At 62.5% G+C, this 17,881-nt stretch carries 15 protein-coding genes; 11 read left to right on the forward strand and 4 right to left on the reverse strand.

Translation table 11 applies throughout. From position 1 onward, the window contains the following. Positions 1-8 precede the first annotated feature (8 nt). Complete coding sequence (gene mtnA / locus AC0L3C_RS13100) at positions 9-1,118, forward strand: S-methyl-5-thioribose-1-phosphate isomerase (protein WP_473278398.1); 1,110 nt, start codon at positions 9-11, stop codon at positions 1,116-1,118. Positions 1,119-1,240: 122 nt separating this feature from the next. On the opposite strand, the gene AC0L3C_RS13105 is transcribed toward mtnA, so the two are convergent. After that, positions 1,241-1,876 carry an HAD-IA family hydrolase gene (locus AC0L3C_RS13105; RefSeq protein ID WP_473278397.1) on the reverse strand — a complete coding sequence of 212 codons (636 nt, stop codon included), beginning with the start codon at positions 1,874-1,876 and terminating at the stop codon, positions 1,241-1,243. Positions 1,877-1,980: 104 nt separating this feature from the next. Here AC0L3C_RS13105 and AC0L3C_RS13110 point away from each other — a divergent pair, with 104 nt between their 5' ends. Beyond that, positions 1,981-2,739, forward strand: a complete 759-nt coding sequence (locus AC0L3C_RS13110; protein WP_473278396.1) for a S1 family peptidase — start codon at positions 1,981-1,983, stop codon at positions 2,737-2,739. Positions 2,740-2,864: 125 nt separating this feature from the next. Beyond that, the gene (locus AC0L3C_RS13115) at positions 2,865-4,367 is read left to right on the forward strand and encodes a flavin-containing monooxygenase (RefSeq protein ID WP_473262154.1); all 1,503 of its coding nucleotides are present in this window, start codon (positions 2,865-2,867) and stop codon (positions 4,365-4,367) included. Positions 4,368-4,570: 203 nt separating this feature from the next. Here AC0L3C_RS13115 and AC0L3C_RS13120 read toward each other — a convergent pair whose 3' ends face one another. Next, positions 4,571-5,500, reverse strand: a complete 930-nt coding sequence (locus AC0L3C_RS13120) for a response regulator (RefSeq protein ID WP_473265940.1) — start codon at positions 5,498-5,500, stop codon at positions 4,571-4,573. Then, complete coding sequence (locus AC0L3C_RS13125; RefSeq protein ID WP_473408169.1) at positions 5,484-8,855, reverse strand: hybrid sensor histidine kinase/response regulator; 3,372 nt, start codon at positions 8,853-8,855, stop codon at positions 5,484-5,486. The genes AC0L3C_RS13120 and AC0L3C_RS13125 overlap by 17 nt, the downstream gene beginning before the upstream one ends. Before the next feature lie 166 nt (positions 8,856-9,021). Between AC0L3C_RS13125 and urtA the strand changes: the two genes are divergently transcribed. From urtA to AC0L3C_RS13165, 8 genes are all read left to right on the forward strand, one after another. Next, on the forward strand, positions 9,022-10,281 hold the full coding sequence (gene urtA / locus AC0L3C_RS13130; RefSeq protein ID WP_473408170.1) for an urea ABC transporter substrate-binding protein: 1,260 nt from the start codon (positions 9,022-9,024) through the stop codon (positions 10,279-10,281). 129 nt (positions 10,282-10,410) lie between these two features. Beyond that, positions 10,411-11,337 (forward strand): urea ABC transporter permease subunit UrtB, encoded by a 927-nt coding sequence (urtB, locus tag AC0L3C_RS13135; protein ID WP_473408171.1) that lies wholly within the window; start codon positions 10,411-10,413, stop codon positions 11,335-11,337. 18 nt (positions 11,338-11,355) lie between these two features. Then, positions 11,356-12,498 carry an urea ABC transporter permease subunit UrtC gene (gene urtC / locus AC0L3C_RS13140; protein WP_473408172.1) on the forward strand — a complete coding sequence of 381 codons (1,143 nt, stop codon included), beginning with the start codon at positions 11,356-11,358 and terminating at the stop codon, positions 12,496-12,498. Positions 12,499-12,616: 118 nt separating this feature from the next. After that, positions 12,617-13,372, forward strand: coding sequence for an urea ABC transporter ATP-binding protein UrtD (gene urtD / locus AC0L3C_RS13145; protein ID WP_473265945.1), 756 nt, complete (start codon positions 12,617-12,619; stop codon positions 13,370-13,372). An 11-nt stretch (positions 13,373-13,383) separates the two neighbouring features. Beyond that, positions 13,384-14,073: an urea ABC transporter ATP-binding subunit UrtE gene (gene urtE, locus AC0L3C_RS13150; RefSeq protein ID WP_007615918.1), complete on the forward strand. Its 690-nt coding sequence runs from the start codon at positions 13,384-13,386 to the stop codon at positions 14,071-14,073. Positions 14,074-14,100: 27 nt separating this feature from the next. Further along, complete coding sequence (fmdA, locus tag AC0L3C_RS13155) at positions 14,101-15,330, forward strand: formamidase (protein ID WP_007615916.1); 1,230 nt, start codon at positions 14,101-14,103, stop codon at positions 15,328-15,330. A gap of 91 nt (positions 15,331-15,421) precedes the next feature. Next, positions 15,422-15,796 carry an FmdB family zinc ribbon protein gene (locus AC0L3C_RS13160; protein WP_473265947.1) on the forward strand — a complete coding sequence of 125 codons (375 nt, stop codon included), beginning with the start codon at positions 15,422-15,424 and terminating at the stop codon, positions 15,794-15,796. A gap of 40 nt (positions 15,797-15,836) precedes the next feature. Next, a complete protein-coding gene (locus AC0L3C_RS13165) occupies positions 15,837-16,877 on the forward strand; it encodes an aliphatic amidase (protein ID WP_473408173.1) in 1,041 nt (346 codons plus the stop codon). 61 nt (positions 16,878-16,938) lie between these two features. On the opposite strand, the gene AC0L3C_RS13170 is transcribed toward AC0L3C_RS13165, so the two are convergent. After that, a complete protein-coding gene (locus AC0L3C_RS13170; protein WP_473408174.1) occupies positions 16,939-17,769 on the reverse strand; it encodes an MlaD family protein in 831 nt (276 codons plus the stop codon). Positions 17,770-17,881: the final 112 nt, after the last annotated feature.

Raw genomic sequence — 17,881 nt, forward strand, 5'->3', positions numbered from 1 at the left:
AGAATGCCATGAAGGTCGACGGCAAGCATTTCCGCAGCATCTGGCGTGAGCGCGATGGCTGGTCGGTCGGCGCGATCGACCAGCGCCGGCTGCCGCACGAATTCATCGTTGCGAAGCTGACCTCATGCGAGGACGCGGCCCTCGCCATCCGCGACATGCTGGTGCGCGGTGCGCCGCTGATCGGCGCGACCGCGGCTTACGGCATGGCACTCGCAATGCGCGAGGACGCTTCCGACGAGGGCCTGAAGCGCGCCTACGACACGCTCGTGGTGGCGCGGCCAACGGCGATCAATCTGAAATGGGCCCTGGACGAGATGCGCGCGAGCCTCGCGCCGATCGATCCGCTGGAGCGCGCGGAAGCTGCCTATGCGCGCGCCGACGAGATCGTCGAGCAGGACGTCGAGATCAACCGCGGCATCGCCGGAAATGGCCTGAAACTCATCGAGGCGATCGTCGCAAAGAAGAAGCCAGGCGAGACGGTGAATGTGCTGACCCATTGCAATGCCGGCTGGCTTGCGACCGTCGATTGGGGCACGGCGACGGCGCCGATCTATCTGGCGCATGAGCGCGGCATCAAGATCCATGTCTGGGTCGACGAGACGCGACCGCGCAACCAAGGCGCCTCGCTCACGGCTTGGGAACTCGGCCATCACGGCGTGGCGCATACGGTGATTCCCGACAATACCGGCGGGCATCTGATGCAGCACGGCATGGTCGATCTCGCCATCGTCGGCACCGATCGCGTTGCCGCCAATGGCGACGTCTGCAACAAGATCGGCACATATTTGAAGGCGCTCGCCGCGCACGACAATAACGTGCCGTTCTATGTCGCGCTGCCGTCACCGACGATCGATTTCGCCGTCGACGACGGCATCCGCGACATCCCGATCGAGCAGCGCAGCGGTACGGAAGTCACCGACATGACCGGCCGCACCGCAGACGGAAGGCTTGAGACGGTGCGCATCGTGCCAGAGGGCTCGCCGGTCGCGAATTATGCGTTCGACGTGACCCCGGCGCGGCTCGTCACCGGCCTTATCACCGAGCGCGGCGTATTGAAAGCCGACCGCGCGTCGCTGGCGGCTGCGTTTCCCGAGCGTATTGCCGCCGCTGCGGAATAGTCAGTTCGCCAGGCGCGATTTTTCCACGCTGTCATTGCGAGTGCAGCGAAGCAATCCAGAAATCTCACCGCGGAAGCGGTCTGGATTGCTTCGCTGCGCTCGCAATGACGGAGAATGACGCTCTAGCTCAGCTTCAATCCCGTTGCTGCCTCGAGCTCGGCAATCGCCTGAGCGCCGCTGGTCACCTTGATCGTCGTCATGCCCATCTCGCGTGCCGGCTTCAGATTGACGCCGAGATCGTCGAGATAGACGCAATTCTTCGGATCAACCCTCAGAGTCTCGACCATCAGCTGATAGATGCGCGGGTCGGGCTTGCGCAGGCCGATCTTGGCGGACTCGATCACATGGTCGAACAGCACCATCACCTCGGCGACATAGAGTGAGCGCCCGGTCATGCTGCCGATCGCATTGGCCGGCAGATTGTTGGTAATGCAGCCGGTCTTGAATTGCGCCTTGATGCGCTTCAGCGCTTCGACCATCTCGGGGCGCAGATCGCCCTGAAGCAGCGGTAGCACGTCGCGGCCGCGCACCTCCGCGCCGAGCGCCAGCGACTCCGTCGCGAACAAATGATCGAACGTGTCGATATCGACCTCGGCGCGTTCGAACTTGGCCCAGGCATTTTCCAGATGATTGGCGGCATTGGTGCGCCGGATGATATCGAGGGGCAGGCCACGCTCCGTCTCGAACCGCGTGAACGCCTCGAACGGCGAACTCGTCAGCACGCCGCCAAAATCAAAGATCACAGCCTCGATCGTCAAGATCCCGCCCTCGTCAATTCCTTTCCAAGAGCGCTAGCATGCGCTATCGGCAAGGGCCAGTCCGAAGCCATCCCACCGCGTCACCGATGCCGAAGCGTGTTCCCATGAAAAAGCTTGCAACCATCATTACAGCCGCGCTGCTGCTGGCCACGCCCGCTTATGCCATCGTTGGCGGCGGCACGCCGCAGGCCGATGGTGTCGCGCGCGCCGTCGTCACGATCGTCGGCTCGCGCGGCAATTTCTGTACCGGCACCCTGGTTGCGCCGAAGCTGGTGCTCACCGTTGCCCACTGCGTGCAGCCCGGCGCGGACTACAAGATCGTCGATCGCGGCATCGACGGGCAGCCGCAACTGCTGAATGTCCGCACCGTCGCGATCCATCCGAGTTTCAACATGCAGGCAATGCAGGCGCATCGCGCTACCGCCGACTTGGCGCTGCTGCAACTGGAAATTCCACTCAAGGGAAAATCGACGGTGCCGGTCGGTACGCCGAATATTCCGATTCAGGTCGGCAGCCGCTTCGTCATCGCCGGTATCGGCGTCACCGTGCGTGGCGACGGCAAGAGTGGCGGCGCGACGCGTGTTGCCGGTCTCGTCGCGACGGGTCAGCCCGGCACGCTCCAGATCAGGCTGGTCGACCCCGTAACCAACGGTGTTCGCGACGGAATTGGCGCCTGCACCGGCGATTCCGGCGGGCCCGTGTTCGAGGACAAGCCGACCGGAGCCGTGCTCGTCGGCGTGATCAGCTGGTCCACGGGGCCGAACGGAGCCGCCGGCTGCGGCGGGCTGACAGGGGTCACGCCGCTCACGCTCTATCGCGACTGGATCTTGCAGACCGCGCGGAGCTGGGGTGCGGCGCTGTGATTTGACCGCGACCTGATCTATGTCATCTTGAAGCGGAAGCGCGATGGGCGACCACGTCCATCACGGAGGAAACGCGCCGCCCGATCAAGGGCGGCCACAAAAAGAAGCAAGGCATAGAAGCAACAATGAATGTCGCTGTTCGCAGTCACGCCACGGCCAAACAGGCTTCTGAACATTTCGACGTGCTGATCGTCGGCGCCGGGATCTCGGGCATCGGTAGCGCCTATCACATGACTAGGCAGCTTCCGGATGCGAGCTTCGTCATCCTGGAAACGCAGGCGACGTTCGGCGGCACATGGACCACGCATCGCTATCCCGGAATTCGTTCGGACAGCGATCTCCACACCTTCGGGTATAGCTTCAAGCCCTGGGTCGGTCCGCCGATCGCGACCGCCGAGGAAATCCTCGCCTACATGAACGAGGTGATCGACGAAAACGATCTCGCGCGGCATATCCGCTACAAGCACAAGATCAATTCGGCGAGCTGGTCGAGCGAGCAGAACCTCTGGACCATCGAGGCGGTGACGACCGACACCGGCGAGCCAAAAACTTTCACGGCGAACTTCCTCTGGATGTGCCAGGGCTATTACCGCCATTCGGAAGGCTATACGCCGGAATGGAAGGGCGCGGATCGCTTCAAGGGCCGCATCGTTCATCCGCAGACCTGGCCCGATGATATCGACCTCGCGAACAAGAAGGTCGTCGTGATCGGCTCCGGCGCGACGGCGGCGACACTGGTGCCGAACATTGCCGACAAATGCGCGCATGTCACGATGCTGCAGCGGTCGCCGACCTATTTCCGTTTGGGGCGCAACGCCATCGAGATCGCAGAGGAGCTGCGCAGGCTTCAGGTCGACGAGGCCTGGATCCACGAGATCGTCCGCCGCAAGATCCTGTTCGAGCAGGACGCGTTCACCAAACTTTGCTTGTCAAAACCCGAGCAGGTGAAGCAAGAGCTGATCGGGCAGATCAGCGCCGTGCTCGGTCCGGAGTACGATGTCGACACACATTTCACACCGAGCTACCGGCCCTGGCGGCAGCGCATCGCCTTCGTGCCCGATGCCGATCTGTTCAAGGGCATCGCCAGCGGCAAGGCGTCTGTCGTCACCGACGAGATCGAATGTTTCGTCGAGAACGGCATCCAGCTCAAATCCGGCAAGCTGCTGGAAGCTGACATCATCGTCACCGCAACCGGCTTCAATCTCGCGGCGCTCGGCGACATCGCCTTCGAGGTCGACGGCAAGCCGCTCGCCTTCGGCGACACCGTCACCTATCGCGGCATGATGTTCACGGGCGTGCCGAACATGGTCTGGGTGTTCGGCTATTTCCGCGCCAGCTGGACGCTGCGCGTCGACCTCGTCGCCGACTTCGTCTGCCGCCTGCTCGGTCACATGAAAACCAAAGGCAAGAAGAAGGTCGAGGTCAAGTTGCGTGCCGAAGACCACAACATGCCGATCCTGCCCTGGATCGATCCGGAAAACTTCAACCCCGGCTACATGATGCGCAACATGGACCTGCTGCCCAAGCGCGGCGACAAACCGGAATGGCAGCACAGCCAGGATTACTGGACCGAAAAGGACGAGATCCCGAAGACCGATCTGGATGGCGGGGAGTTTGTGTATGGGTGAGGTGGGGTAGGCGCTAACCACGCATTGCAATGTCGTCCCGGCGAAGGCCGGGACCCATACCGCGTGATCTGTCGACTGCGGTTGGTAGTAGTCCCACGATAACGAGTCATCGCCAAACTATGTCTTGTGGCTATGGGTCCCGGCCTGCGCCGGGACGACACTGGTTATTGGGGTGGGCAGGTCTCAACTCACCCGCAGCAAGACTACGAATTCCTTCTCGTCGCATTCGTTGCAATCGCCGCCGCAGCCGTCCGGTTCTCGACGCCGAGCTTGGCGTAGATCTGCTCGAGATGCTTGTCGACCGTGCGCGGGCTCAAGCCCAAAATCTGCGCGATATCGCGGTTGGTCTTACCCTTGCTGAGCCAGGTCAGCACCTCGCCTTCGCGGGTGGTGAGGCCGAGCTCGCTGGTAAATTCGGGTGGCGGCGCGGTGCCGGACTCCCTGGAGAGCCGCAGCAGGAACTCGTTCGGCGCGGTCTCGCCCATGTAGTACAGCCGGAGCTGAGGATTGTCGGGCAAGGAAGCCGCCTGAGACTTCGAACTGCCCTTGCCCTTCGCCTGCTCCAGCCATTGCAGCAATGATACTGGCAGGATGAAGTCGTCGTCGGCTTGCGCGCCGTGGTGGTCCGCCAGCAGCTTCTGCGCCTGCGGGGTCGCCCACAACAATTTGCCCTGGCGGTTGACAGCGAACAGGAAACGGCCGGAGACGTCGAGCGCGGCGCGTGCGCTTTGCGTCAGCCGCGCATTGCCGAGATGAACGCGGATGCGCGCCAGCATCTCCTCGATCACGATCGGCTTGGTCACGTAGTCGACGCCGCCGGCCTCCAGACCGCGCACGATGTGCTCGGTCTCGGCGAGCCCCGTCATGAAGATCACCGGGACATTGGCAAGGCCCGCATCACGCTTGAGGCGGCGGCAGGTCTCGAACCCGTCCATGCCCGGCATCACTGCGTCGAGCAGCACGATGTCGGGCGTGATCTGGTCGACGATGCGCATCGCGGCCGCGCCGTCGAGCGCCACCATCACCGTCATCCCTGCGCTGTCGAGCGCGTCGGTGAGCAGCCGCAGCGTCTCCGGGGAGTCGTCGACAACGAGCGCGACGTCGCGCTTTTTCGACTCAGTGCTCATACGCATGCAACGTCTTCAATGTGGCCATGTACTGGTCGAGATCGAAGCGGTCGACCAGCGACCGCATTTCCGCGACGAAGTCGGCATGTTCAGGGTGCTCGCTGCCAATCTCGTCCAGCTTCAACTGGATAGCCTTGACGTAGCCGATCTGACCGAGCCCGATCAGTGCCTCGACGTGTTGTACCGGCGGTCGCGAGCCGCTCTCCGGCCGCCACAGCGGCACCGCGATCTCCTCCGAGCCGTATTGCCATTCGACCTTGAGAAGCTGGCGGATGCTTTCCAAAAGCCTGGGAATGTCGATCGGCTTCATCAGATAGCCGTCGTGGAAAGGCTGTGCCAGCGGTGTGCCGTGGGCCTCGAGCGCGCTGGCAGACACCATCAGGATGCGCGCCTGATGGTGGCCGTTGGCGCGTAGCGTCTCCGCGACCGTCCAGCCATCCATGCCGGGCATGGAGATATCGAGCAAAAACAGATCGGGCCGGCAGTGCTGGGCCAGCGCCAGGCAACCAGGTCCGTCGGGCGCGCTGAGCAGGATGAAGCCGAGTGGTGTCAACACCTCACGCAGGAGGTCGCGATGCACGGGATCGTCGTCGGTGATGAGGATGGTCTTGCGCGCGCCGTGATAGCCTGAGATCGGGGCCTCCACCGGCGCAATACGCTGCGGATTGGTGACTTCCGAGAGCAGCATCTTGACCTTGAACGTGCTGCCGTTGCCGACCGTGCTCGAGACCTTGATGTCGCCGCCCATGACGCCGGCGAGCAGCCGGCTGATGGTCAGGCCCAGCCCGGTGCCGGTCTGCGGCTGCGAGACACCGAGCGCGCCGCGTTCGAAGGGTGCGAAGATGCGTTCGAGATCGTCGCCCTGGATGCCGGGTCCGGTGTCGATCACCTCGAACTCCGCGACCGGGCTGCGATAGTGCACCACGAACTGCACGCTGCCGGCCTGGGTGAATTTGATCGCGTTGGACAGCAGATTGATCAGCACCTGGCGCAGCCGCTTCTCGTCGGCATAGACCACGACCGGCAAATGCGCCGGCCGCCTGAACACGAAGTCGATGCTCTTGGCCGCGGCTTGAAGGCGGAACATGCCGACGAGCTGGTCGAGGAATTCGGTCAGGCGCACCTCGTCGCGCGACAGGTACAGCCGCCCCGCCTCGATCTTGGAGATGTCCAGAATGCCGTCGATCAGGCCGGAGAGGTGATCAGCGCTGCGGCGGACGACGCGGACCTGGTCGCGCGGCTTGGTGTTAAGCGTCGTATCCTGCTCCAGGAGTTGGGCATAGCCGCTGATCGCATTCAGCGGCGAGCGCAGCTCGTGGCTCAGGCCCACCACGTAGCGGCTCTTGGCGAGGTTGGCGGATTCGGCGATTTCCTTGGCGCGCTGGAGCTCCGCGTCGGTGCGCTTGTGTGCATCGATCTCCTGGATCAGCAGCGTGGTCTGGCGCCGGGTCTCGGCCTCGGCGGCCCGTCGGCTCTGCTGCGCCAGCACGAACAGCCAGGCCACCACGCCGATGATGATGCTGAGCGAGAAGAACACCTTCCAGAGCACGTTGGAGACGAGCATGTTCTCGCCGGGCACGCTGACGGAGGTCTGGAGGTAGATCAGCCCCAGCACCAGCGCGACGAGGCCCGCGGAGATCACGAACACACCGATGTAGTGGCCGAACTGCGAGTTGATCCGCTGGTAGATCGGCTGCGGTAAGATCCTGGCGAGCGCGTCGGCGAACTGCACCTGCGCCCGCGCATGCGGTTTGCACAAATCATGGCAGCGCGCATCGAGCGAGCAGCATAGCGAGCAGATCGGGCCGGCATAGGCTGGACAGGAGGTCATGTCCTCCGGCTCGAAATGGTGCTCGCAGATGCAGCACTGGATCGATTCGATATTGGCCCAGCTCCTCTTCGGCTTGCGCGCGATGTAGTATTTTCCGTCGGTGAGCCATGCGATGACGGGCGCGGTGACGAAGGCGACCGTCAGCGCGACAAAGGCCGCGAGCGCTTTCATGGTCGATCCGAACAAGCCGTAGAAGGCCGCGATCGAGACGATGGTCGCGATCGTCATCGCGCCGACGCCGACCGGGTTGATGTCGTAGAGATGGGCGCGCTTGAACTCCATCTGCGGTGGGCGCAGGCCGAGCGGCTTGTTGACCACGAGATCGGCCACCAGCGCGCCGACCCAGGCGATCGCGACATTGGAGTAGAGCGCGAGCGTCTGCTCCAGCGCCTTGTAGACGCCGATTTCCATCAGCAGCAGCGCCACCATCACGTTGAACACCAGCCAGACGACCCGGCCGGGATGGCTATGCGTCAGACGCGAGAAGAAGTTCGACCAGGCGATCGAGCCTGCATAGGCGTTGGTGACGTTGATCTTGAGCTGCGACAGGATCACGAACGCGCCGGTGAGTGCCAAGGCCATGTCCGGCTGCGACAGCACGTAGCGAAACGCTTCGAGATACATGTGCGCCGGCTCGGCCGCCAGCTCGCTGGAGAGACCGTGGCTCAGCGCGAAGAAGGCGAGAAACGAGCCCAGCAGCAGTTTCAGCGCGCCGAAGATGATCCAGCCGGGGCCCGCGATCAGCAGGGCGGCCCACCACGACGTTCGCGAGGTGCGGCGGTCGCGCGGCAGGAACCTGAGGAAGTCGACCTGCTCGCCGATCTGGGCCACCAGCGAAAACACCACGGAGGATGCGACACCGAACAGCAGCAGATCGAAATGTCCGCTGGGGTCGCCGTGCTCGCCGGCGAATTTCCGCCACTCCGTGAACGAATAAGGGTTGGCCCAGGCGATCGCGGCGAAGGGCAGGATGTGCAGAATGATCCAGATCGGCTGCGTCCAGAGCTGGAAGCGGCTGATCAGCGTGATGCCGTAGGTGACAAGCGGGATGATCGCAACCGCGCTGATGAGATAGCCGATCGGGCGCGGAATGCCGAAGCACATCTCGAGCGCCGTCGCCAGGATCACCGCCTCGATCGCGAAGAAGATGAAGGTGAAGGAGGCGTAGATCAGCGAGGTGACGGTCGAGCCGATATAGCCGAACCCGGCGCCGCGGGTGAGCAGGTCAATGTCGATGCCGCATTTGGCGGCATAATAGGCAATCGGAACGCCGCAGCAGAAGATGATGGTGGAGACGACGAGGATCGCGGCGGTGGCGTTGGTCACGCCGTAGTTCAGGGTGATTGTGCCGCCGATCGCCTCCAGCGCGAGAAAGGAGATGGCGCCCAGTGCAGTGTTGGCGACGCGGGCGGCGGACCACCGGCGCGCGCTCTTGGCGGTGAAGCGCAGCGCGTAGTCTTCCAGCGTCTGGTTGGCGACCCATTGATTGTACTGGCGCCTGACGCGATCTATCCGCTGCCGCCCTGCCACTTAACCCCCACTCCCGAACTCCCGGATCCCTCGCAAAACCTGTACCAAAAGCCTACGTCGTCATTTTGCGGTGCAGTATACGCGATCTTGCGTATGCTTGCAGTGCACAAATTCGAGCCATCCTCACGGCACCAATCGCGTGTCCTCGAACAACAGTGGGGTGCTCATGTCAGACGAAGCGAACAAGGGCCTGTTATCGCCGCTCCGGCGTAAATTATTGATGGGAATGGCGGCCGTGCCGGCCATCGCCATGCTGCCGCGAGCATCTTTTGCGCAGGCGCCGGCGACCTCGGCGGTCAATACCACGGGCCTCGCGGTCACCGACACGGAGGTGACGGTCGGCATCCTGCATTCGGCGACCGGCACCATGGCGATCTCCGAAACCGGCTCGATCGAAGCCGAAAAGCTCGCCATCGAGCAGATCAACGCCATGGGCGGCGTGCTCGGGCGCAAGATCAAGTTCATCCAGGAAGACGGCGCCAGCGACTGGCCGACCTTTGCCGAAAAGGCCAAGAAGCTGCTCGTCAACGACAAGGTCGCGGCGATCATGGGCTGCTGGACCTCGGCGTCCCGCAAGGCCGTGCTGCCCGTGATGGAGCAGTACAACGGCATGCTCTATTACCCGACCTTCTACGAAGGTCTCGAGCAGTCCAAGAACGTGATCTATACCGGCCAGGAAGCCACTCAGCAGATCCTCGCCGGCCTGAACTGGATCGCCAAGGAGAAGGGCGCGAAGTCGTTCTTCTTCATCGGCTCCGACTACATCTGGCCGCGCACCTCGAACAAGATCGCGCGCAAGCATGTCGAGAACGTGCTGAAGGGCAAGGTGGTCGGCGAGGAGTACTATCCGCTCGGCAACACCCAGTTCAACTCGGTCATCAACAAGATCAAGCTGACCAAGCCCGACGTGATCTTCACCGACGTCGTCGGTGGATCGAACGTCGCGTTCTACAAGCAGCTCAAGGCCGCCGGCATCGACCTCTCCAAGCAGGCTCTGCTGACGATCTCGGTCACCGAAGACGAGATCGACGGCATCGGCGGCGAGAATATCGCGGGCGCCTATGCTTGCATGAAGTACTTCCAGTCGCTCGACAATCCGAACAACAAGACCTTCGTCCCGGCGTTCAAGAAGATGTGGGGCGAGAAGACCGTGATCGGAGACGTCACCCAGGCTGCCTATCTCGGCCCGTGGCTGTGGAAGTTGACCGTCGAGAAGGCCGGCTCCTTCGACATCGACAAGATCGCGGCGGCGTCGCCGGGCATCGAGTTCAAGGGCGCTCCGGAAGGCTATGTGCGCATCCACGAAAATCATCACCTCTGGTCCAAGACCCGGGTGGGACGCGCCAAGCTCGATGGCCAGTTCGAACTGATCTACGAGACCGCCGACCTGGTCGAGCCGGATCCGTTCCCCAAGGGCTACCAGTAAGTCACGGCGTTCGCCGCCGTTTCCCTCTCAGGCAAAACCTCTCCCTGGCGTGGACCGCAAATCCACGCCCAAGACCCCGCGTCGCGCACCTGCTCGCGACGCGGGACCCCTTCCCGACGGAGGACATCGATGTTCGGCGACTACTCGCTTGGTGACCTTGGCTCCATCTTCGTCATGCAGGGCTTTGCAGGACTGATCCTGTTCTCCGTCTACGTGCTGATGGCGCTGGGTCTCGCGATCATCTTCGGCCAGATGGGCGTCATCAACATGGCCCATGGCGAGTTCATGATCCTCGGGGCCTACGTCACCTGGATGACTTCGAATTTCTTCCAATCCTATTTGCCGAGCCTGTTCAGCGGCTACTTTTTCCTCGCGATGGTCCTGGCCTTTGTCGCCTCCGGTGCGCTGGGGATGCTGGTGGAATGGGTGCTGATACGGCATCTCTACAAGCGCCCGCTCGACACCCTGCTTGCGACCTGGGGCCTCAGCCTGATCCTGCAGCAGGCCTATCGCTCCGTGTTCGGCGCGCGCGAGGTCGGCGTCGAGCTGCCGCAATGGATGCTTGGCTCGCTGCACGTGACCGACAGCATCGAAGTGCCGATCAACGGCGTCTTCGTGATGTGCCTCACTGTCCTGATCACCGTCGGCGTCGCCTACGTGATGTACAAATCGCGCTGGGGTCGGCAGGTGCGCGCCGTCGTGCAGAACCGCATCATGGCCGGTGCCGTCGGCATCAACACCGAAAAGGTGGATCGCTACACTTTCGGTCTCGGCTGCGGCATTGCCGGTGTCGCCGGGAGCGCCTTCACGATGATCGGCTCGACCGGGCCGACCTCCGGACAGCTCTACATCGTCGATACGTTCCTGGTGGTCGTGTTCGGCGGCGCGGCGAGCCTGCTCGGCACCATCGCATCGGCCTTCTCGATTTCGCAGACCCAATCCACCCTCGAGTTCTTCATGTCGGGCTCGATGGCCAAGGTGCTGACGCTGCTTGCCGTTGTCGGAATCCTGATGCTGAGGCCGCAAGGGCTGTTCGCCCTCAAGGTCCGCAAGTGAGAAACTGGGGCTGATGCAATGACCGACAATCGCTTTTTCAATCGATCGGAGCTCATCGGAATTCTGGTGCTCGCGGTCTTCCTGGTGGTGGTGCTGCCCCTCACGCTCGATGTCTTCAGGCTCAACCTGGTCGCAAAATACCTGACTTATGCCTTCGTTGCGTTGGGGCTGGTGGTCTGCTGGGGCTATGGCGGCATTCTCAGCCTTGGCCAGGGCGTGTTCTTCGGTCTCGGCGGCTACTGCATGGCCATGTTCCTCAAGCTCGAGGCGTCGAGCGTGGCGAACACCAAGATCCAGTCGACCCCGGGCATTCCCGATTTCATGGACTGGAATCAGATCACCGCGCTGCCGCTGTTCTGGAAGCCTTTTAGCAGCCTGACCTTCACGATCGCCGCCATCATTCTGGTGCCCGGCATCTTTGCTCTCATCATCGGCACTGCGATGTTCAAGCGCCGCGTCGGCGGCACCTACTTCGCCATCATCACCCAGGCGGTCGCGGCCATCCTGACCATCCTGATCGTGGGCCAGCAGGGCTACACCGGCGGCATCAACGGCATGACCGATCTGCGCACGCTGAAAGGATGGGACATCCGGCCCGACCACGCCAAAATCGTGCTGTATTTCTTCGAAGTCGGATGCCTGTTGGTCTGCATCATGATCGCGCAATTCGTCCGGCACTCCAAGCTCGGGCGCATCCTGGTCGCGATGCGGGAGAAGGAGGACCGCGTCCGCTTCTCCGGCTACAGCGTCGCCAACTTCAAGATCTTCGCCTTCTGCGTCGCCGCAGTGTTCGCCGCCATCGGCGGCGCCATGTTCGCACTCAACGTCGGCTTCATGTCGCCGTCCTTCGTCGGCATCGTGCCGTCGATCGAAATGGTGATCTACACGGCGGTTGGCGGTCGGTTGTCGATCCTCGGCGCAGTCTACGGCACGCTGCTGGTCAACTTCGCCAAGACCAGTCTGTCGGAAACCTTTCCCGAATTGTGGCTGTTCGGACTGGGTGGGTTGTTCATCGCCGTAGTGCTGGCCTTTCCGAACGGCCTTGCCGGGATCTGGGGCGACTATGTGCAGCCACGCATCGACAGCCTGATCTCGTCGCGCAAACCGAAGCCCGAAGGTTGGACCGACAGCTCGGTCGCCGACGGCGCCCCTGCGGAGTGAGGAGATCATTATGCTCGTAGGTCACCACGATGCCGATGCCACGCTGACAGTGAGGAAATAGATCATGCTCGTCGGTCATCACGATGCCGATGCCACGCTGACAGTGAGGAGATAGATCATGCTCATCGGTCATCAGCCCAAGGAATTCCTGCTCGCCGTCGAAGCGCTGACCGTGTCGTTCGACGGGTTCAAGGCAGTCAACGATCTCTCATTCTATGTCGACGAGAACGAGATCCGCGTCATCATCGGTCCGAACGGCGCCGGCAAGACCACCGTGCTCGACCTGATCTGCGGCAAGACCAAAGCGACTTCCGGCTCGATCCAGTTCCGCGGCAAGGAGCTGACGCGGATGAGAGAGAACGAGATCGTCAAGACCGGGGTAGGCCGCAAGTTCCAGAACCCGTCGATCTATGACGATCTCACGGTATTCGAAAATCTGGAGATTTCCTACCCGCGCGGACGCTCGGTGTTTGGGGCGCTGACCTTCACCCGCGATGCCGCCGTGCGCGACCGCGTGCATGAAGTCGCCGAAATGATCTTCCTGAAGGACCGGCTGAACGTGAATGCCGATCTGCTCAGCCATGGCCAGAAGCAATGGCTCGAGATCGGCATGCTGCTGATCCAGGACCCGGACCTGCTGATGCTGGACGAGCCCGTCGCCGGCATGAGCGTGTCCGAGCGCGCCAAGACCGCCGAGCTGCTCAACCGCATCATCAAGAACCGCTCGGTGCTCGTCATCGAGCACGACATGAAGTTCGTCGAGGACATCGCGCACAAGGTCACCGTGCTTCACCAGGGCCAGATCCTGTCAGAAGGGACCATGGAGAAGGTGAAGAACGACCCCAAGGTCGTCGAAGTTTATCTCGGTCACTAAGGAGCGCGACGATGCTGGCTATTTCTGATCTTCACGTCGCCTACGGCCAGAGCGAGGTGCTGCACGGGCTCAACGTCAAGGTCGCGCCCAATGAGATCGTGGCGATCATGGGCCGAAACGGCATGGGCAAGACCACGCTGATGAAATCGCTGATGGGCATCCTGCCGGCCAAGAGCGGCTCGGTGACCATGGACGGCGCCGAGCTCGGTGCCTTGCCGAGCTACGAGCGCGTCGCCAAGGGTCTCGCCTATGTGCCGCAGGGCCGCATGATCTTCTCCACCATGACAGTGAAGGAGAACATCGAAACTGGCCTCGTGGTCTCCGGCGGGACCGAGGTGCCCGGCGACATCTACGAACTGTTTCCGGTGCTGCTGGAGATGAAGGACCGCCGTGGCGGCAATCTCTCCGGCGGCCAGCAGCAACAACTCGCGATCGCTCGCGCGCTGGCAACCAAGCCGAAAGTGCTGCTGCTGGACGAGCCGACCGAGGGCATCCAGCCGTCGATCATCAAGGAGATGGCGCGCACGCTCAAGCGCATCCGCGACGAGAAGGGGCTTTCGATCGTCGTGTCCGAGCAGGTCCTGAGCTTCGCGCTCGATATCGCCGACCGCGTGCTGGTGATCGAGAACGGCGAGATCGTCCGCGACGATCCGCGCGACGCCGTCGATGCCGCTCAGGTCTCGAAATATCTGTCCGTCTAACCAACCGTGTAAAAGGGGAGCATCTCGATGCCAGAGACACTGATCAAGGTCGATCTCACCAAGTCGGCCTATGAAAATGACATGGTGCATAACCGCTGGCACCCCGACATTCCGATCGTCGCCTGGGTCAATCCCGGCGACGATTTCATCATCGAGACTTATGACTGGACCGGCGGTTTCATCAAGAACAACGATTCTGCCGACGACGTGCGCGACATCGATCTGTCGATCGTGCACTTCCTCTCGGGCCCGATCGGCGTCAAGGGCGCCGAGCCCGGTGACCTGCTCGTCGTCGACCTGCTCGACGTCGGTCCGATGAAGGAGAGCATGTGGGGCTTCAATGGCTTCTTCTCCAAGCAGAACGGCGGCGGCTTCCTCACCGACCATTTCCCGCTGGCGCAGAAGTCGATCTGGGACATCAAGGGCCTCTACACCTCGTCGCGGCATATTCCGGGCGTCAACTTCGCCGGCCTGATCCATCCCGGCCTGATCGGCTGTCTGCCCGATCCGAAGATGCTGGACACCTGGAACAAGCGCGAGGCCGAGCTGATCGCGACCAACCCGACTCGTGTGCCCGGCCTTGCCAATCCGCCGTTCGCGCCGACCGCTCATGGCGGCCGCGCCAAGGGTGACGTCAAGGACAAGATCGGCGCAGAGGGCGCGCGAACCGTGCCGCCGCGTGAGCATGGCGGCAATTGCGACATCAAGGATCTTTCGCGCGGATCGAAGATCTACTTCCCGGTCTACGTGCCGGGTGCCGGTCTCTCGATGGGCGATCTGCACTTCAGCCAGGGCGACGGCGAGATCACCTTCTGCGGTGCGATCGAGATGGCCGGCTGGCTGCATCTGAAGGTCGAGGTGATCAAGGACGGCATGGCGAAGTACGGCGTCAAGAACCCGATCTTCAAGCCGTCGCCGATCACACCGAACTACAAGGACTATCTGATCTTCGAAGGCATCTCGGTCGACGAAGCCGGCAAGCAGCACTATCTCGACGTCACCATCGCCTATCGCCAGGCCTGCCTGAATGCGATCGAATATCTGAAGAAGTTCGGCTACTCCGGTGCCCAGGCCTATTCGATCCTCGGCACGGCACCGGTTCAGGGCCACATCTCCGGCGTGGTCGACGTGCCCAATGCCTGTGCCACGCTATGGCTGCCGACGGAGATCTTCGACTTCGACGTGATGCCGTCCTCGGCAGGACCTATCAAGCACATCAAGGGCGATATCCAGATGCCGATCTCACCCGACAAATAATCCCTGCGCGACGGGATGCGGGACGGCGTATCTGCCGCCCCCGCATCCGCCGCGGCAGTTCTCTCACAGACAACAGCGTAGGGATGATGCGATGCCGGTCTATGAATATCTCTGTGACGATTGCGGTCCGTTCAAGGATATGCGCCCGATGGCCGAATGCGACGATCCGCAGGTCTGCCCGCAATGTGAAATCATGGCGCCGCGCGTCATTCTGACCGCTCCGAATTTCTTCTGCATGCCGTCGGAGACGCGCAAAGCTTACGCTGTCAATGAGCGCAGCGCGCACGCGCCGCAGACAGTCGCGCAGTACAAGGCCTCCCATGGTCCCGGCTGCGGCTGCTGCTCCACGGGCAAGAATTCATCGAAGAACGCGTCGGACAAGAAGAAACCTGCGCGGCTGGTGACCAAGACCAGGAGCGGCGCGAAGGGTTTTCCGACTGCGCGGCCCTGGATGATCAGTCACTGATTCAGGCGGCAATCTCAAACAGGGTAGAGGAGCAATTCAAATGCTTCACGGTGACATCTCCAGCAGCAACGACACCGTCGGCGTCGCGGTGGTCAACTACAAGATGCCGCGCCTGCACACCAAGACGGAGGTGCTCGACAACGCCCGCAAGATCGCCGGCATGGTGGTGGGCATGAAGACCGGTCTTCCCGGCATGGATCTGGTGATTTTCCCGGAATACTCCACCCAGGGCATCATGTACGATTCCAAGGAGATGTATGAGACCGCTTGCGCGGTCCCCGGTGAAGAGACCGCGATTTTTGCGGAGGCTTGCCGCAAGGCCAAGGTGTGGGGCGTGTTCTCGCTCACGGGCGAACGCCACGAGGAGCATCCGCATAAGGCGCCCTACAACACCCTGATCCTGATGAACGACAAGGGTGAGATCGTGCAGAAGTACCGCAAGATCATGCCGTGGGTGCCGATCGAGGGCTGGTATCCCGGCAATTGCACCTATGTCTCCGACGGCCCGAAGGGGATGAAGGTCAGCCTGATCATCTGCGACGACGGCAACTTCCCGGAGATCTGGCGCGACTGCGCCATGAAGGGCGCCGAATTGATTGTACGCTGCCAGGGCTACATGTATCCGGCCAAGGAGCAGCAGATCCTGATTTCAAAGGCGATGGCGTGGGCCAACAACGTCTATGTCGCGGTCGCCAACGCCGCCGGCTTCGACGGCGTCTACTCCTATTTCGGTCACTCCGCGATCATCGGCTTCGACGGCCGTACCCTCGGCGAGTGCGGCGAGGAGGATTACGGCATCCAATATGCCCAGCTGTCGAAGCATCTGATCCGCGATGCGCGCCGCAACGGCCAGTCGCAGAACCATCTCTACAAGCTGGTCCATCGCGGCTACACCGGCATGATCAATTCCGGCGAAAGCCCGCGCGGCCTCGCGGCCTGCCCCTATGATTTCTACAAGAACTGGATCGCCGATCCCGAGGGCACAAGGGACATGGTCGAGGCGATGACGCGCGCGACGCCCGGAACCGCCGAATGCCCGATCGACGGCATCCCGAATGAAGCGGGACCGAGCAACTATTGAGCCATGGCTGCATCGACCACCCGGTCCTGCGCCGGCGTCGTGCACTACGCGTGCTGAGGGTCTACCGTTTCTGCTGCGCCGGCTTGCGCGGCGGCCGCGGAGCGGCGGCCGGCGTGGGTGTCCCGCTCATCTTGTTGGCGGCCTCGCTGACGTCGAGCAGCGATCGGCGGATGTCCTCGAGGAAGTTTGCCGACTTCTTTCTCATGGTGTCGGCGAGCTCGTGCAATCCCTGGATCTTTTCGAACAGCTCATCCGCCTTGCCGTCGGCAAAGCCGGGCACGACGCCTTCGATCTTTGTGACCGCCTTGTCGAAGCCCGCGAAGGCGCTGTCGACCTTGGCCATGACGGAATCGATTTCGCCGCCCTTGCTCCGGAGATCGGCGGTGTAGGTCTCGAACGTGCGCAGGCCCTCCTTGATCGCCGGTGCGTTGCTGACGATTGTGCGGTCGACACTATGCAGGGTGTCGACGATCGATTCGGCGTCGCTGAGATCGGCGGTCAGCACGGGGACGCCGTCCGAGTCCAGCGGCACTGGCGGCGCAGAGGGCGCGCCGCCGATCAGCGAGACCGCGGCGACGCCGGTGAGACCCTGGAACTCGATGCCCGCGACGGTGTCCTTGCGGATCGGCGCGGTATTGTCGAGCATCACCAGGGCCACGACCTTGCGCGGATTGTCCAGCTTGATCGACAGGATCTGGCCTGCGGGGACACCGTCGAAATTGACCGGCCCGCCGCGGCGCAGTCCGCTGGCGGAGCCGCCCTCGAATACCACGCGCAACTGGCTGCGGCTCTGGAGGGTGCGCCATTTCTGCACGCCGAGCACACCGCCGAACGCCACGGCGATCACCGCCAGCGTCGCCGTTCCGATCACCAGATTGCTCGCGCGTGCCATGCAGGGTGATTTTACGGCCAAACGAGGGAAGTTGGAAGGAGCTGCAATGGTACGTAGGGCGGGTTAGCGAAGCGTAACCCGCCAACGCCTCATGCGGCCATGGAGCGATTTG

The organism is Bradyrhizobium sp. WSM4872 (assembly GCF_055811715.1).

Excerpts from the sequence above, each read along its gene's own strand:
- AC0L3C_RS13170 (WP_473408174.1), bottom strand. The coding sequence starts at position 17,769 with ATGGCACGCGCGAGCAATCTGGTGATCGGAACGGCGACGCTGGCGGTG.
- AC0L3C_RS13115 (WP_473262154.1), top strand. The coding sequence starts at position 2,865 with ATGAATGTCGCTGTTCGCAGTCACGCCACGGCCAAACAGGCTTCTGAA.
- urtD (WP_473265945.1), top strand. The coding sequence starts at position 12,617 with ATGCTCATCGGTCATCAGCCCAAGGAATTCCTGCTCGCCGTCGAAGCG.
- urtA (WP_473408170.1), top strand. The coding sequence starts at position 9,022 with ATGTCAGACGAAGCGAACAAGGGCCTGTTATCGCCGCTCCGGCGTAAA.
- fmdA (WP_007615916.1), top strand. The coding sequence starts at position 14,101 with ATGCCAGAGACACTGATCAAGGTCGATCTCACCAAGTCGGCCTATGAA.
- AC0L3C_RS13110 (WP_473278396.1), top strand. The coding sequence starts at position 1,981 with ATGAAAAAGCTTGCAACCATCATTACAGCCGCGCTGCTGCTGGCCACG.
- urtE (WP_007615918.1), top strand. The coding sequence starts at position 13,384 with ATGCTGGCTATTTCTGATCTTCACGTCGCCTACGGCCAGAGCGAGGTG.
- urtB (WP_473408171.1), top strand. The coding sequence starts at position 10,411 with ATGTTCGGCGACTACTCGCTTGGTGACCTTGGCTCCATCTTCGTCATG.
- mtnA (WP_473278398.1), top strand. The coding sequence starts at position 9 with ATGAAGGTCGACGGCAAGCATTTCCGCAGCATCTGGCGTGAGCGCGAT.
- AC0L3C_RS13165 (WP_473408173.1), top strand. The coding sequence starts at position 15,837 with ATGCTTCACGGTGACATCTCCAGCAGCAACGACACCGTCGGCGTCGCG.
- AC0L3C_RS13120 (WP_473265940.1), bottom strand. The coding sequence starts at position 5,500 with ATGCGTATGAGCACTGAGTCGAAAAAGCGCGACGTCGCGCTCGTTGTC.
- AC0L3C_RS13160 (WP_473265947.1), top strand. The coding sequence starts at position 15,422 with ATGCCGGTCTATGAATATCTCTGTGACGATTGCGGTCCGTTCAAGGAT.
- urtC (WP_473408172.1), top strand. The coding sequence starts at position 11,356 with ATGACCGACAATCGCTTTTTCAATCGATCGGAGCTCATCGGAATTCTG.